Annotated in this window: 11 protein-coding genes and 1 tRNA gene; 10 read left to right on the top strand and 2 right to left on the bottom strand. The window is 63.3% G+C overall.

Annotation, left to right across the window (positions count from 1 at the left end):
* Positions 1-29: 29 nt before the first annotated feature.
* The gene (locus tag MAMT_RS01675; RefSeq protein WP_142659212.1) at positions 30-671 is read left to right on the top strand and encodes a phosphatidylserine decarboxylase family protein; all 642 of its coding nucleotides are present in this window, start codon (positions 30-32) and stop codon (positions 669-671) included.
* The gene (gene pssA / locus MAMT_RS01680) at positions 668-1,492 is read left to right on the top strand and encodes a CDP-diacylglycerol--serine O-phosphatidyltransferase (RefSeq protein ID WP_246186464.1); all 825 of its coding nucleotides are present in this window, start codon (positions 668-670) and stop codon (positions 1,490-1,492) included. Before MAMT_RS01675 ends, pssA begins: the two co-directional genes overlap by 4 nt.
* A 15-nt stretch (positions 1,493-1,507) precedes the next feature.
* Here the strand turns inward: pssA and MAMT_RS01685 are convergent.
* A tRNA-Tyr gene (locus tag MAMT_RS01685) sits at positions 1,508-1,590 on the bottom strand.
* 300 nt (positions 1,591-1,890) lie between these two features.
* On the opposite strand from MAMT_RS01685, the gene MAMT_RS01690 reads away from it, so the two are divergent.
* The gene (locus MAMT_RS01690; protein WP_142659214.1) at positions 1,891-3,069 is read left to right on the top strand and encodes a KamA family radical SAM protein; all 1,179 of its coding nucleotides are present in this window, start codon (positions 1,891-1,893) and stop codon (positions 3,067-3,069) included.
* On the top strand, positions 3,059-4,330 hold the full coding sequence (locus tag MAMT_RS01695; protein WP_142659215.1) for a class I SAM-dependent rRNA methyltransferase: 1,272 nt from the start codon (positions 3,059-3,061) through the stop codon (positions 4,328-4,330). Before MAMT_RS01690 ends, MAMT_RS01695 begins: the two co-directional genes overlap by 11 nt.
* Here the strand turns inward: MAMT_RS01695 and MAMT_RS01700 are convergent.
* Positions 4,302-6,575 (bottom strand): glycoside hydrolase family 3 N-terminal domain-containing protein, encoded by a 2,274-nt coding sequence (locus MAMT_RS01700; RefSeq protein ID WP_142659216.1) that lies wholly within the window; start codon positions 6,573-6,575, stop codon positions 4,302-4,304. The two genes, MAMT_RS01695 and MAMT_RS01700, sit on opposite strands and share 29 nt — an antisense overlap.
* A gap of 59 nt (positions 6,576-6,634) precedes the next feature.
* Between MAMT_RS01700 and MAMT_RS01705 the strand changes: the two genes are divergently transcribed.
* From MAMT_RS01705 to MAMT_RS01730, 6 genes are all read left to right on the top strand, one after another.
* Positions 6,635-8,182, top strand: coding sequence for an OpgD/OpgG family glucan biosynthesis protein (locus tag MAMT_RS01705; RefSeq protein WP_142659217.1), 1,548 nt, complete (start codon positions 6,635-6,637; stop codon positions 8,180-8,182).
* Positions 8,158-8,766 carry a hypothetical protein gene (locus tag MAMT_RS01710; RefSeq protein WP_142659218.1) on the top strand — a complete coding sequence of 203 codons (609 nt, stop codon included), beginning with the start codon at positions 8,158-8,160 and terminating at the stop codon, positions 8,764-8,766. The genes MAMT_RS01705 and MAMT_RS01710 overlap by 25 nt, the downstream gene beginning before the upstream one ends.
* Complete coding sequence (gene mdoH, locus MAMT_RS01715) at positions 8,763-10,886, top strand: glucans biosynthesis glucosyltransferase MdoH (protein ID WP_142659219.1); 2,124 nt, start codon at positions 8,763-8,765, stop codon at positions 10,884-10,886. Before MAMT_RS01710 ends, mdoH begins: the two co-directional genes overlap by 4 nt.
* A 139-nt stretch (positions 10,887-11,025) precedes the next feature.
* Complete coding sequence (locus MAMT_RS01720) at positions 11,026-11,820, top strand: hypothetical protein (protein WP_246186465.1); 795 nt, start codon at positions 11,026-11,028, stop codon at positions 11,818-11,820.
* Positions 11,821-12,012: 192 nt separating this feature from the next.
* Entirely contained in the window at positions 12,013-12,669 is a 657-nt protein-coding gene (locus MAMT_RS01725; RefSeq protein ID WP_142659220.1) for a hypothetical protein, read from the top strand.
* A gap of 393 nt (positions 12,670-13,062) precedes the next feature.
* On the top strand, positions 13,063-13,596 hold the full coding sequence (locus tag MAMT_RS01730) for a hypothetical protein (protein WP_246186466.1): 534 nt from the start codon (positions 13,063-13,065) through the stop codon (positions 13,594-13,596).
* Positions 13,597-13,735 lie beyond the last annotated feature (139 nt).

Raw genomic sequence — 13,735 nt, forward strand, 5'->3', positions numbered from 1 at the left:
GAACACGGGGAGTGACAAACGGACAGAAAATGCTTCCACCTGCTATTCGAGATGCGTTGCCGCTTCTGGCGATTCTGGCTGCGGCCACGGTTTTCTTTCTGATTCTGCCTTTCCGGTGGAGTCATCTTTTTGGAACGTTGCTTCTTCTTCTGCTCGGGTTTGTCGTCTTCTTCTTCCGAGATCCGGAGCGCCGGACCAGTCAGGATCCCGACGCGATTGTCGCACCGGCGGACGGGAAGGTCGTCCTGGTGGATCTCGTCCAGGAAAGCCCGTTTTCGTCTCGGCCCATGCGCCGCGTCGCGATTTTTCTCTCGGTGTTCGATGTGCACGTCAATCGCGCCCCGGTGGCGGGCATCGTAACGAAGATCGAGTACACCCAAGGAAGCTTTTTCGACGCTCGCCGCAAAGAGGCGGCCGAGCGAAATGAGAGGCAAGATTGGTGGATCGAGAGCCCGCACGGGATGGTGGGAGTGCGCCAGATTGCCGGGCTGGTTGCCCGTCGAATCGTTGCTTGGACGGGAACGGGAGTCTCTGTCCGCGCAGGGGAAAGAATCGGAATGATCCGCTTCGGATCCCGCACCGAACTCTACTTGCCGGAGCAGTGCCGCATCCTCGTCGAGCCGGGAAGGGTAGTCCATGCGGGGGAGACCGTGGTAGGCCGGTGGCCGTGAAAGAGCACGAGAACCAGGGTAAAATCTACCTGCTACCAAGCCTCATGACCGCGGGGAACCTGCTTTGCGGGTTTCTCGCCATCCTCAAGATTCTGGAAGGAAGCATCCTGCGGGACAGCGAGCTTTCCGGCTGGATCCACACCTACAAGACAAGCCTGGACCTTATCTTGGCCGCCTTTGTCTTCGACCTGCTCGATGGGCGGGTGGCTCGTCTCGGAGGCAAGGAAAGTGCCTTTGGGCGCGAGTTCGACTCTCTATCGGATCTCATCTCCTTTGGAGTCGCTCCCGCTCTGCTCGTCTTTGAGATCGTCCTCTACCAGTTTCCTCATCGGCTTGGATGGATCGTGGCGGCCACCTATCTTGTGTGTGGTGCGCTCCGCTTGGCCCGCTTCAACGTGCATGCCGCCCGAGCCGAGGGGAGCAAAGAGGTATTCACGGGCTTTCCGATCCCCGCCGCAGCGGGACTGGTCTCTTCCCTGACCCTCTTCCTGCTCTCCCTCTACGAGACCGATCGAGAGCTGAAGCAGGGGTGGGGTCGCTACGTCTTGGCGGCCCTACTCCTGCTTCTCTCGTTCATGATGTTCAGCAAGCTCCGCTATCCGAGCTTCAAGGGGGTCGGGTTGCGAACCCAGCATTCTCTGCCCAAATTCCTATTGATCCTGGCGGCGGTCGCTCTGACGATCGTCTATTACAAGTGGATGCTGGCCGTCGACTTTCTTGCCTACTTCCTCTTCGGCTTCATTCGCCCGCTCCTTTCGCCGCACTGGCGGCAAGCCCTCGAGGAAGAGGAGACCGACGAGAGGGGAGCGCAATCGGAATGAAGGGATTCCCTCGCTTGGGCAGAGCTGGATTCGAACCAGCGAAGGCCGGAGCCAGCAGATTTACAGTCTGCCCCGTTTAACCACTTCGGTATCTGCCCGTCTTACCGAGAAAAAAAGATTTTCGCCGCTCCTCTTTATTCCCGAACAGTAACGGATGAGCAAATCACCTCGGCCGCTGCTTGGCAAGGAGGAAGAATGTCCCGGGAGGCCTTCTCCGGAACGATCACCAACTTCTCCGCTCCCTTCGCCCAAGCGAGGGCGCGGTGTTCCGAAGTAATTCTCCTTCTTCCAAGCGTCATGGCTTTTTGAGGCGGCCGGCGGCGATTTTGAGGCGACGGGCGGTTGACAAGGATGCCAAAACACTTAGCTTTGCCTTCTGTGCACGGAAGGACCTTCTTTTGAGCTGCCTCGACCGCGACTTCCGCTCGGCGGGTAAAGGCTGCTGGGCCCACGTCTCGGATGAGCAGTGGAACGACTGGCGATGGCAGCTTCGCCACCGGCTCACCTCGCTCGAGGAGATCGCCGGGCTTCTGACGCTGACCGATTCCGAAAGAAGAGGAATTCTGCTCGCTTCCTCTAGAAAGCTCGCGCTTGCGATCACTCCCTACTTCTTTACGCTTCTTTCTCCGGACGACCCCGATTGTCCCGTCCGACGCCAGGTGATCCCTCGGAGCGAAGAACTGCTCCGCGCCCCCTACGAGATGAGCGATCCCTGCGGCGAGGACGGGAATATGGTTGCCCCGGGGCTTGTGCACCGCTATCCCGACCGAGTTCTTTTCCTCGTAACCGATCGCTGCGCCAGCTACTGCCGCTACTGCACCCGATCGCGGATCGTGAGCGGCGTGGGAGAGCAGCACTTGACGGTCGACGTGGATCGCGCCCTAGCCTACCTCTGGGAGCATCGCGAGGTGAGGGATGTGTTGCTTTCCGGAGGAGACCCGCTGCTTCTTTCCGATGGCCGCTTGCGGGAGCTGCTGGGCCGCCTCAGAGAGATCCCCCACATCGAGATCGTGCGCATCGGCACGCGGGTCCCGATCTTTCTTCCGCAGCGCCTGACCCACGATCTCTGCGAGCTCTTGCGGACTTTTCATCCTCTTTGGATCAACATTCATGCCAATCATGCCGCAGAGCTGACCGCGGAGGTCAGAGATGCGCTCGGGCGACTGGCGGATGCGGGGATTCCGCTGGGCAACCAGTCGGTTCTCTTGCGCGGCATCAACGATTCGGCCGGCGCGGTCCGCGATCTCGTCCACAAACTGGTGCGGGCAAGGGTCCGCCCCTATTATCTCTACCAGTGCGACCTGATCGAGGGTACGGATCACCTCCGCGTACCGATCGAAGAGGGGATCCGAATCATGCGGGCGCTGCGGGGATACACGACCGGGTTTGCCGTCCCTCAGTACGTCGTCGACGGACCGGGCGGCGGCGGAAAGATTCCGCTCAATCCCGAATACATCGTCGGGGAAGAGGGAGGGCAGCTGCTCCTTCAGAATTTCCTGGGAAAGCTCTATCGTTATCCCTCACCTCGTTCTTCCCAGGGGGGAGCGGAAGGAACGTCGTCCGGCCGTGCTTCCTAAGGCTCCATTCCCTGGTGGAAAATCGAAGAAAGTCGTCTCCGCCGGTGCGCTACCCGCTCACCCGCCTCTCTCCCCAGGACTTTCGGGCCGAGCCCTGCTCCAGCAGCAGGGAACTCACCGATGTTTTCATGGCCACCCTTGGATCTATCGGAGCGAGCTGGCGCAAATCGAGGGCGATCTCCAAGATGGAGACTGCGTGGAAGCGAGAAGCGCCCGCGGAGATCGGATCGGCTGTGGAATTTGGAGCAGCCGCTCGCAGATTGCCATCCGGCTCTATTCGCGAAGGGAAGAGGTCCTGGATTCCCCTCTCCTTTCCCGGCTGCTCGATGAGGCGTTCGCCTATCGGAATGCTCTCGGCCTCTTGAAACCTCAGGATAGGGATGCGGCGAGACTGGTCTGGTCGGAGTCGGACGGACTTCCCGGGCTGATCGTCGATCGCTACCAGGATTGGCTGGTCGTGCAGTTCCTCACTGCCGGCATGGAGAGGCGGAGCCGGGAGATCCTCTCTCTGATCCAAGAAAAAACAGGGCTCTGCCGCGTCGTTCTTCGCAATGACGCGCCCGTGCGGCTTCAAGAAAACCTGCCGCTCGAGAAGAAGATCTTGTCCGGAAGTTACAGCGACCCGCTTTGGATTCTCGAAAACGGGGTCGCCCTGCCCGCGCGCCTTCTCGAGGGGCAAAAGACCGGGCTCTACTTGGATCAGAGCGCCAACTATCGGGAAGTCAGCGCTCTTGCTTCCGGGCGGCGCGTGCTCGATCTCTTCTGTTACCAGGGGGCCTTCTCCCTATTCTGCTCGGCAGCCGGTGCGCTCTCTTGCACGGCGGTCGATCAGTCGGCCGCGGCGCTTCGATCCGGACGGGCGGCGGCCGAAAGGACGGGTGCTGCGATCGAATGGATGGAAGAGAACGTCTTCAATTGGCTGCGGAAGGCGCAGCAAGCCAAGGAACAATACGATCTGATCGTCCTCGATCCCCCATCGTTCACGAAGACCAAGGCCCAGCGCGCCGCCGCACTCCGGGGGTACCACGAACTCCACCTGCGCGCGCTCCGGCTGCTCGCTCCGGGAGGAAGGTTGGCCAGCTTCTGCTGCTCGCACCACTTCGGGTTAGGGGAATGGAAGGAGTTGATCGGCCGGGCTTCCTGGGAGGCGAATGGAACCTTGCGCCTTCGGAAGACACTGGGTCAATCCCTGGACCATCCGATTCTTCCCACCATTCCGGAAACCGAATATCTCAAGGGCTGCCTGGTGGAGCGGGTCTAATCCTCCCTCCCTTCTCGAAATGGAACCGCGCGGAGAGCCCGGAGGCGGCGGAAGGGCCGATCCGAAGCTCGAAATCCCCCGCCTCTTCCCTGAGTTCCCCATCGGGCCCGACGAACGCAAGCGCCTCGGAAGGGAGCGAGAAACGCACGCGGCGCTCTTCACCCGGTTTAAGAAAGATGCGCTGGAAGCTCTTGAGCTCGGCGATCGGGCGGGCCAGACTCGCCGTCTGGTCGCGTAGATAGAGTTGGACCGTTTCCTCTCCGGCCCGTGAGCCTTCGTTCGAGAGGAGCACGCTTGCTTCCACCGAGCCTCCGGGGCTGAGGAGGGCGGGCGCGACCTGGATGTTCCGATAGGCGAAGCGGGTGTAGGCCAGACCGTAGCCAAAGGGAAAGAGCGGAGTTTCCGGCACGTCGATATATTTGGAAACATCCCGACCGCTTCCCGGAGGCCGTCCCGTATTCGTATGGCCGTAATAGATCGGGATCTGGCCGGCCGAACGGGGGATGGTCACCGGGAGACGGCCCACCGGGTCGGCAGCCCCGAAAAGAATGTCGGCGATCGCGTTTCCCGATTCCACGCCGAGGAACCAGGCCGCCAGAACCGCCGGGACATGCTCGGCGATCCACGGCAGCGCCAAGGGCCGCCCGCTGCAGAGGATCACGATGACCGGCCGGCCGGTCTCGACAAGGGTGCGGACCAGCTCCTCCTGCCGTCCCGGCAGACCGAGGTCGGCTCGCGAGGCGGCTTCCCCGCTCATCCTGGCCTCCTCCCCGACCACGGCGACTACGAGATCCGCCGATTTTGCCAGATCGACCGCCTGGGAAAAACCGGCGGTTGATTGGCCGGCGACCGCACAGCCAGGAGCAGAGAGCACATGCGTCCCCTTCGGAGCGCGGCTGCGGACGCCTTCCAGGATCGTGACGACGTCCTCTGCACGTCCGATGCCGGGCCAGGGTCCCAGGGCGTTCTTACGGTCGTCGGCGAGGGGACCGACGACGGCGATCGACCGGAGCCGGGGGGAAAGCGGGAGGATCTCGCCTTCATTCCGGAGAAGGACGATTGCTTCCCGAGCCGCTCGGAGGGCAAGGTGACGGGACGTTGCTGGGAGCGGGTCGACCCACGGCGCTACCTGCGGCTCTGCCGGGTTGCTCCAAAGGCCAAGCCCCGCCTTGAGCGCGAGAACGCGCAGGGCCGCCTGGTCCAAGAGCGCCTCCGGAACCTTACCCGCCCGGACCAGCCCGGGCAGCTTCGCGGCAAAGAGACCGCTCGCCATATCGATGTCCACCCCTGCCTGCAGCGCGAGTCGAACCGCGTCCTCGGCGTCCGAGGCGATTCCGTGGACCGGCAGCTCGCCGACGGCGTTCCAGTCGCTCACCACGACACCCTGGAAGCCGAGCTTCCGGCGCAGGAGAGTTTGGAGAAGGAAGGGGTTGGCCGCCACCGGCAGCCCGTTGACGCTTGGGAAAGCCGTCATCACGGAAGCCGCCCCGGCGCGAACCGCGGCGGCAAACGGGGGAAGGTAGACCTCGAACAGCTTTCCGAGGGAGAGGTCGACGGCGGCATAATCGCGCCCTCCTTCCCCCGCGCCATAGGCGACGAAGTGCTTCGGGCAGGCGGCGAGCCGGTCTCTGGCGGCAAGATCGTCTCCCTGGAAGCCGCGGACCCAAGCCGAGGCAAGCGCCGAGGCGAGAAAGGGATCTTCCCCCGGGCCTTCGGCGATGCGGCCCCAGCGCGGGTCCCGGCAGACGTCGAGCATGGGGGCGAAGGTCCAATGGATGCCGGCGGAACGACCCTCGCGGGCGGAGAGTCGGGCAACCTCCTCCACCAGGGGAGGATTCCAGGCGGCGGCCAGCGCCAGGGGAATGGGGAAGATCGTGCGGAAGCCATGCAGGAGATCGAAGGCGAAGAGCAGCGGGATGCCGAGGCGGGATTCTTCCCGGGCCAGGCGCTGGGCCTCGGCCATTCCGATCGGATCCTGCCAGTTGAGGAAGCTGCCCACCCTTCCTTCCCGGACCCGGAGCTTCTCTTCGGCGGAGAGCCGGCCGGCCGCTTGCGCCGGCGCCTCCTGGACCAGTTGTCCCACCTTTTCTTCGATCGTCATGCGGGAAAGAAGCTCCCTCGGACTGGGAGGCGAGGGTCGGGCATCCACGACAGCATCCATGGCAAGAAGAAGAAAGAGGAGAAGGGCCGGTGGCGCAAGGAGAGCCTGACGCCGCCGCACCGGCCGCGGAGAGCCGCCGATCATTTTCTGCTTGCCGACGGCCTCTTTCCTGTCATCTCCATGGGAACGCAGTCGGTTGGAGAATGCAGCACGACCCGATGGGACTCCTTTCCCGAAAGACGTTCAAGATCCATCTGGTTTTCGGAACGGCGGCGCTGCTTCTCTTCCTTTTCATCGTGCGGGAGACCCGCTACCGCCCGCCGCTGCGCTTCGAGGATGTGATCGAGGAGGCCCGAAAAAAGTCTTCGGAGCCCTATGCCGCGGCAACCGTGCCGGCCTTCCTGGGGACGTTGACCTTCGACCAGTACCGGCAGATCCGCTGGCGCGACGAGGATCTCCTCTGGCGCGACGTGGCGCTCCCGTTCCAGATCGGTTTTTTTCACCCCGGATATCTTTTCAACCGGCCGATCCGCTGTTTCCAGGTCGATCGAAAGGGCGTGCAGCCGATCCCCTATCTGCCTCGCTTCTTTGACTTCGGCGGAGCGATCCCCATCCAGAAGCTACCTCCCAATCTGGGATACGCCGGGTTTCGGATCTACTATCCCCTGGAGAGACGGGATCGTCTGGCCGAAGTCGCTTCTTTCCTAGGGGTGAGCTACTTTCGGATGGTCGGTAAGAACATGGCCTTCGGCCTTTCGGCTCGAGGACTGGCGATCGATACCACGGCGAAGCGCCCCGAGGAGTTTCCTTCCTTTACCCGCTTCTGGTTCTGTGAGCCTTCGCCGAACGCCCGCGTCCTGCTCTTCTACGCACTGCTGGACGGACCCTCGGTCACCGGAGCCTACCGGTTCGAGCTCGAACCCGGGTCCGAGACTCTTCTTCGCGTCCGGGCGGTCCTCTTCCTCCGGCACGAGCGCGAGGAGGTCGGGCTGGCTCCGTTGACGAGCATGTTCTGGTACGGGGAGAATACCGAGATCCCCGCCGGCAACCGGCACCCCGAGGTTCACGATTCAGACGGGCTGCTCTTTCGGTCGGGGGAGGAGCGTTGGTTCTGGCGGCCGCTCGAGTCGGGCAAGGAGCGGCGGGTGAGCGACTTCCCGGCGGGAGATCTTCGCGGGTTCGGACTTCTCCAGCGCGACCGGGAACGCGCCCACTATGACGATCTCGACATGCTGTATGAGCGCAGGCCGAGCTGTTGGGTGGAGCCCGGAGGAGGCTGGCCCGCCGGGAAGATCCGCCTGGTCGAGCTATCGACCGTCGATGCGAACCTCGACAATGTGGTCGCCTACTTCGTGCCCGAGAAGCAGCCGAAGCCCGGGCAGCCGCTCGCGGTAGAGTACACCCTCCACTGGTTCTTGGAGAATCCCCAGCTCCCTCCGCTCGGCCGCTGCCTGGCGACCCGGGTGGAGAGAATCCCCGGGGAGACCCTCCGCCGCTTCATTCTCGATTTTGGGGGCAACCGGCTCCGGTCGCTGGGAGAGGATGCTCCGCTGCGCGCCCTGGTGGAAGGCGATCCTCCGGCGGCGATCGGAGAGATCCATGTCGTGAAAAATCCGGTCGACCAGTCCTGGAGGGTAACCTTTACGGCCGGGCCGACCGCCCCATCCTCGACGCCCACGCAGCTCCGCTGCCGGCTCGAGCTCGAGCAGGAGACGCTCACCGAAATATGGACCTACCCCTTCTACCCCTGACCAGCGAGGTGGTGGATTCGACACAGCTCCCGGCCGAATCCCTCGCCGATTGGCGGGAGGCGACCGCACGCCTCGATGCCTACCTGGCGCGTTGGGAGCTTGCGGATCCGTTCTATCAGCGGCTTATCGGAACGAGCCTTTTGGCCCTCGCGATCCGGGAGCAGAAGAGCCATCCGGGCCGCCCGCCCGTCGAACTCACCCTGAAACTCGCGCAGGAGAAGGTGACGGCCTGGCTCGAAACGCTCCCCTCGGGCATCCCGGAGGCGGCAAGTTCGGGGCGGGCGGCCGTCGCCGTCCTGCGCCTCGCGCGGATCGGCGGATTGGACCGGTGGCCGCGCGCCTTCCTTTCCAGGGAGACTCCTCCGGAGCTGGCCGGACGATTGCGCGAATCTGGCTTTGAGGCCGGGCCGGCCGTCCGGTTTTCGCATATGGTTTCGAGGCCGATCGACTACGGCCCCTTCGCGCGGCTGGCCCGGGAAGCGTGGGAGCAGGTGGGCTGGAAGGAGGTGGGTGCGATCCTCGCCTTCTGGACCGGCGTCTTCGGCGTGGCCTGCGCGCTCTACTTCCTCTTCTTCGCGCCATGAACGACCTGCTTGCCGGCTCTTCTCCTCCGGCCGTGCTCCTTCCCCGGGATGTCCTGCCCCTGCGGCGCTCCCTCTTCTTCGGACTCCTCCTCCTGCTGGTCGGCGTCGGCACCTGGCTGATGCTCGAGGCTCTGGGCGGGCCCGGCTTCGGCCTTCGGCGGCTCCTTATTCTGGTCCTTTTCGTGCTCCTCTTTTCGCAAATCGTTTTCGGCTGGTGCTTGGCCTTCTTCGGTTTCCTGGAATGGATGAAGGGCGGCGATGCCTACGAGGCTTCCCGGCTCTTCCGCCGGATGACCCCGCCAGACGAGCCGACCCTGCCCGCCACGGCGATCGTGATGCCGATCTGCGACGAGCCGGTCGCCCGAGTCTTCAGTGCCATCCGGAACATGTGGCGTTCGCTCGCCGCCACCGGCCGGAGCGGGGGTTTCGACTTCTTCGTGCTGAGCGATTCGAAAAATCCGGCGGTCTGGGCCGCCGAGGAGCAGGCCTGGTTCGCCCTCTGCAAGGAGGAGAACGCCTTCGGGAGGATCTTCTATCGGAAGCGACGGCTTTCCGCGCACGGGAAGAGCGGGAACATCGCCGACTTCTGCCGGCGATGGGGGAGCCGGTATCGGTACATGGTGATCCTCGATGCGGACAGCGTTCTTTCCGGCAAGCTGCTGACCTGGCTGGTCGAAGCCATGGAGGCTAATCCGAAGGCAGGGATCATCCAGACGATGCCCCGTCTGGTTCAGGGACGGACGCTCTTCCGGCGGCTGCAGCAGTTTTCGGCTTCCCTGATGGGTCCGCTCTTTGCCGCAGGCTCCCACTACTGGCACTTTGCCGGCGGACCCTACTGGGGGCACAACGCCATTCTTCGTCTCGCTCCCTTCCTGGCGTCGTGCGCACTGCCGGATCTTCCGGGCCCCGGCAGGCTCCGGCTGCACATCATGAGCCACGACACCGTGGAAGCGGCTCTCATGCGAAAGGCGGGGTACCAGTCCTGGCTCGCCTATGCGCAAGAGGGCTCCTATGAGGAAGGTCCTCCGAACCTGACGGAAAGCCTGGGCCGGGATCGGCGCTGGTGTCAGGGGAATCTCCAACACTTCTGGTTCCTTTTTGCGCCGGGGCTCCGCTTTTCGAGCCGAATCCATGTCTATGCGGGGCTGCTTTCCTACGTCAGCTCTCCCCTCTGGCTCTTCTTTCTCGGTCTGACCACCTGGGAGGCCTATGACATGGAGCGCTTCGCCGCCTTGGGCGCGCTGGTGCGCCGCTCCGGCTCCCTCGCGGACCGTGCGGCCGCCGAGCTTTTAGGCTTCACCCTGCTCCTCCTTTTTCTGCCGAAGCTCTTCGGCCTGGTCCGCGGGCTCTCCCGGCGCGACTCTTTCGGCGGGTTCTTCCACCTTTTGGCGAGTGCTTTCCTGGAGCTCTGCTTCTCGGCGCTCCTCGCCCCCATCCTGATGCTCTTTTTCAGTCGCTTCGTGCTGCTGGCGAGTTTCGGGCGGCAGATTCCCTGGCGGACGCAGAGCCGTACCGAGGAAGGGGCCTTGCCGCTCGGAGGAGTGTTGCGGGATTACGGGCCGGTCAGCTTGGCGGGAGGGCTCGGGCTCGGTTTGGCGGCCTGGGGAATGCCGTTTTTCTTTTGGCCTCTCTTTCCCATTCTCTTTTCCTGGCTCTTCGCGGCTCCCCTGGCATGGCTGACGAGCGGAGCCCGCCTGGGAGATCTGACCCGGAAGGCAGGGCTTTTCCTTACTCCGGAGGAGGAGAGTCCGGCGCCGGAACTCGCCGGACTCGACCTTCGGGAAAAGGATGCAGACCTGCCGCAGCTTTCCCAAGGGCTCCTCTCCCTCGTGGCCGATCCCTACGCCAATGCCCTGCACTTAGCTCTTTTGCGAAGGAGGGAGGCGCGGTCGGGCCGAACGCGGGAGACCTTGGAAGCCCTGGAGGCGCGGCTCTTGCTAGAAGGCCCGGATGCCCTGGGCCCCCGCGAGCTCACCACCCTCCTCTCGGATCCGGCCTCCGTGCGCGCCCTCCACGTCAAACTCTGGTGCTCGCCACGCAGCCGCCTCCACCGCTTCTGGGAGGCCGCCTTCGCCCGCCCTTCTTGCACCTCCTCCCCAGGAACGGATCAACCCCGTTGAAAAATTATTATTGACGACGGCGGGCGAAAATCCCATCGTGTCGGATAAATCGCCGGAAGCCTTTGGGCTTGCCGAAGCGAGGCTGCGGGTAAAAGTGCCCCGGTACAACCGAAGGATGAGGGAAAGAAGGAGGAAAGCAATGAAGCGACGAGCATGGAAAGCAACAGCCTTCCTGGCGGGGGTGAGTTGCGCGATGATGCTGGGGGTTCTCCCGCTGCGAGCGGGAACGGGCGCGACCCAGGAGAACGAGGAAGACGGCGTGACGGTGCCGCAGGGTCACAAAGAGGCCTACGAAGCAGCGAAGGAGCAGATGAAAGAGGCTCCGCAGGAGAAGCACTCCTCCGGAAGCTGGTTTTTGGCCGGTGCCGCAGGCATGGGCTGGCCGCAGGCTGACAGTGGGTCGTATGGAAACAGCGCGTTAGGTGTCAATCAGAATGAAGTCTTTACCGGCGGCTTGCAGGGCGGCTACTACTGGCACGACCCCGACAAGTGGGGTAACCTGAGCTTCACCGCGGAAGCGATCGGCCTGTATACCGGCGCGAGTTCAGGCATGTCGATTGCTGGAGCTAGCGGTACGGGCGGTGCGGCCTCGGGAGCGACCGTCGGTCTCCTCGGTCTCGGTGGGACAGTCGGCTACCGGATCGCCAAGTCCTTTGAGCCCTTCGTCGGCTTCTATGGCGGCGGCGCAATCGGCCAATTTAGTAACAGTGGCTTGAGTGGCTCCCTCGGGACCGTCTGGGGCTACTGGTTCTCCCCGGCGGTCGGCATGCGGTACTTCATCCCGAACAGCCACTGGTTCATCGGTGCGGAAGCGCTCTTCGTCTTCATGGGCGATATGAACGGCTTCAATAAGGGCGCGCAATTAACGAGCGTGAGCGGCAGTTCCTACCTGTACGAGCCTATCGTGATGATGACGATCGGCTACGCGTTCTAAGCAAGAAGAGATTTATCGCCCCGTCTGACTGGGCGAAGATGGAAAAAGGGTGGCGGATGCCTTGTGCGTCCGCCGCTCTTTTTTAGTTCAAGCCTACTGCTTTCTCCGGTAGGGCGGTGTTTGAGGATCGCCCGTGCTTGGGCGGTTTCAGCGTGCTTGCGCTTTCGATGCGGGTGCGTTTAGGTTAGCGCCATGCGTGGCCAATGTCAGGTCCTTCGGCCAAACGGGCGGTCTTTCGGTGGCGGGCGACGGACGCGGGACTGGCTTGCCTCTCGGACCGGCTGGCTGCTCACGCTCGTTTGGCTTTTTGCAGCCTCGGAATGGGCGACCGGAGCGAACTCTCCCGGGGCCGCCGGAGCCATCGCCGCGCGGGACGCCTTCGGTCGTGAGGTAGTGCTCAACGCCCCCGGCTATGTCACCGTCGTGCTGAGCTCGACCGAGAAGACACAGCAGGCGACGAGAAGAGCCGCCGGAACCCTCGACCATTTTCAGACGACGCCGGATTTTCGGCTGATCGTGCTCGTGGATCTGCACGGTTCGGTTGCGGCGTGGATGCCAGGCTATGTCTCCCATCGGATGCAGGCGGATCTTCGGCGAGAGGCGGCCCGGATGCAGATGTTGTCCGCAAAAGATACGAATCATCCCGGCTGGCATCCGTTCGTCTGCGCGATTCCAGATTTCAACGGCAGGACGGTCCGGAGTCTGGGCTGGCGGGCGGACCGGGGTCGCCTAAGGGCGACGGTCTATGACCGTCGCGGCCTCGAGCTGGTCAAGTGGAACAATTTGGAGCCAAAGGAGTACAGCGTGATCGAACTCGTCGTGGCCCATGCGTTGCGCCGCGAGGGTTGACAGGCTTGGGGCTTTTTCTCTTATTGTCCCGCATGCGAACGAAGAAGGCTTCGGCGGCCGCAGTTTGGTCCAGCCTGTATTTCCGGGAGCCGTAGCCTGCAACTTTTTCGACCCTCGATGCGATTGCCGATGCAGGTCTCCCGTCGAATCCTATCGGCATTTGCTCTCTGCTGCCTCGTGGTTGCTTGGGCGGCGCCGGTTTTTGCGCAGCCGCCCAATGAAGCGCAAGCAGCAGAGGACGGAGTCTTCGTCCAGGAGCCCCAAAAGGGTAGCAGGCCTCCGGTGCTCTCAGGCCTCGGAAATGAGCCTGTACCAGCCCGCCATCACTCCGGTAGCTGGTTTCTCAGCGTGGGGACCGGAACGGCCTTTCCTCAATATGACCGCGGGGAAATCGTGAATAACCGTACGGGTGCCATCGAGTCCGTCGCGGGGAACAGCAACTTCGCGGTGAACTCGGCACTCTCTTTCGGGTATCGCTGGTTCGATCCGGAGCGCTGGGGCCACTGGTCCTTCGATTTGGACTTTTTCGGCTCGTACATGGGAGTCGGAGTTTCCGGCTTCGGGATGAGCGATCACGAGAATCTCGGCTTCCTGGGCATGCGGGGGCGAGTCGGGTACCGGGTATGGCACGATCGACTCGAACCCTTCATCGGCATGATCGGCGGCAGCGTCCTGGCCAATACCGCATCGGGGGGGGTCGATCACGGGGCGGTTTGGGGATACTGGTTTTCCCCCACCGGGGGCGTACGGTATTACATTCCCAACACGCGCTGGTCGATCAGCCTCGATGGCTTCTTCCGGTTCATCGGCGGCGTGAACGGGTTGAGCGGACCGGGGGTGACCATCAACGAGGCTCCGCATGCGGGGCTGGGCGGACGGTGGCTCTACGAACCGGTGGGCATCGTGGCGCTCGGTTATCGTTTCTGAATCGCTTTCGGCGCCCCATCGTCGTCGAAAAGTTGCGCGCCCACGAGCGAGAAAAGGGTGTAGCAGGCGCAAAGCTTGCGATCGTGCCTGACCGAGCGGTAGAATGAGGCACAAGCGAGAAATCCTTCCCGCGTTCTTC

Origin of the sequence: Methylacidimicrobium tartarophylax (genome assembly GCF_902143375.2) — a bacterium.
Classification (GTDB): Bacteria; Verrucomicrobiota; Verrucomicrobiia; order Methylacidiphilales; family Methylacidiphilaceae; genus Methylacidimicrobium; species Methylacidimicrobium tartarophylax.

Excerpts from the sequence above, each read along its gene's own strand:
- MAMT_RS01675 (WP_142659212.1), top strand. The coding sequence starts at position 30 with ATGCTTCCACCTGCTATTCGAGATGCGTTGCCGCTTCTGGCGATTCTG.
- MAMT_RS01700 (WP_142659216.1), bottom strand. The coding sequence starts at position 6,575 with ATGATCGGCGGCTCTCCGCGGCCGGTGCGGCGGCGTCAGGCTCTCCTT.
- MAMT_RS01705 (WP_142659217.1), top strand. The coding sequence starts at position 6,635 with ATGCAGCACGACCCGATGGGACTCCTTTCCCGAAAGACGTTCAAGATC.
- MAMT_RS01710 (WP_142659218.1), top strand. The coding sequence starts at position 8,158 with ATGGACCTACCCCTTCTACCCCTGACCAGCGAGGTGGTGGATTCGACA.
- mdoH (WP_142659219.1), top strand. The coding sequence starts at position 8,763 with ATGAACGACCTGCTTGCCGGCTCTTCTCCTCCGGCCGTGCTCCTTCCC.
- MAMT_RS01720 (WP_246186465.1), top strand. The coding sequence starts at position 11,026 with ATGAAGCGACGAGCATGGAAAGCAACAGCCTTCCTGGCGGGGGTGAGT.
- MAMT_RS01725 (WP_142659220.1), top strand. The coding sequence starts at position 12,013 with ATGCGTGGCCAATGTCAGGTCCTTCGGCCAAACGGGCGGTCTTTCGGT.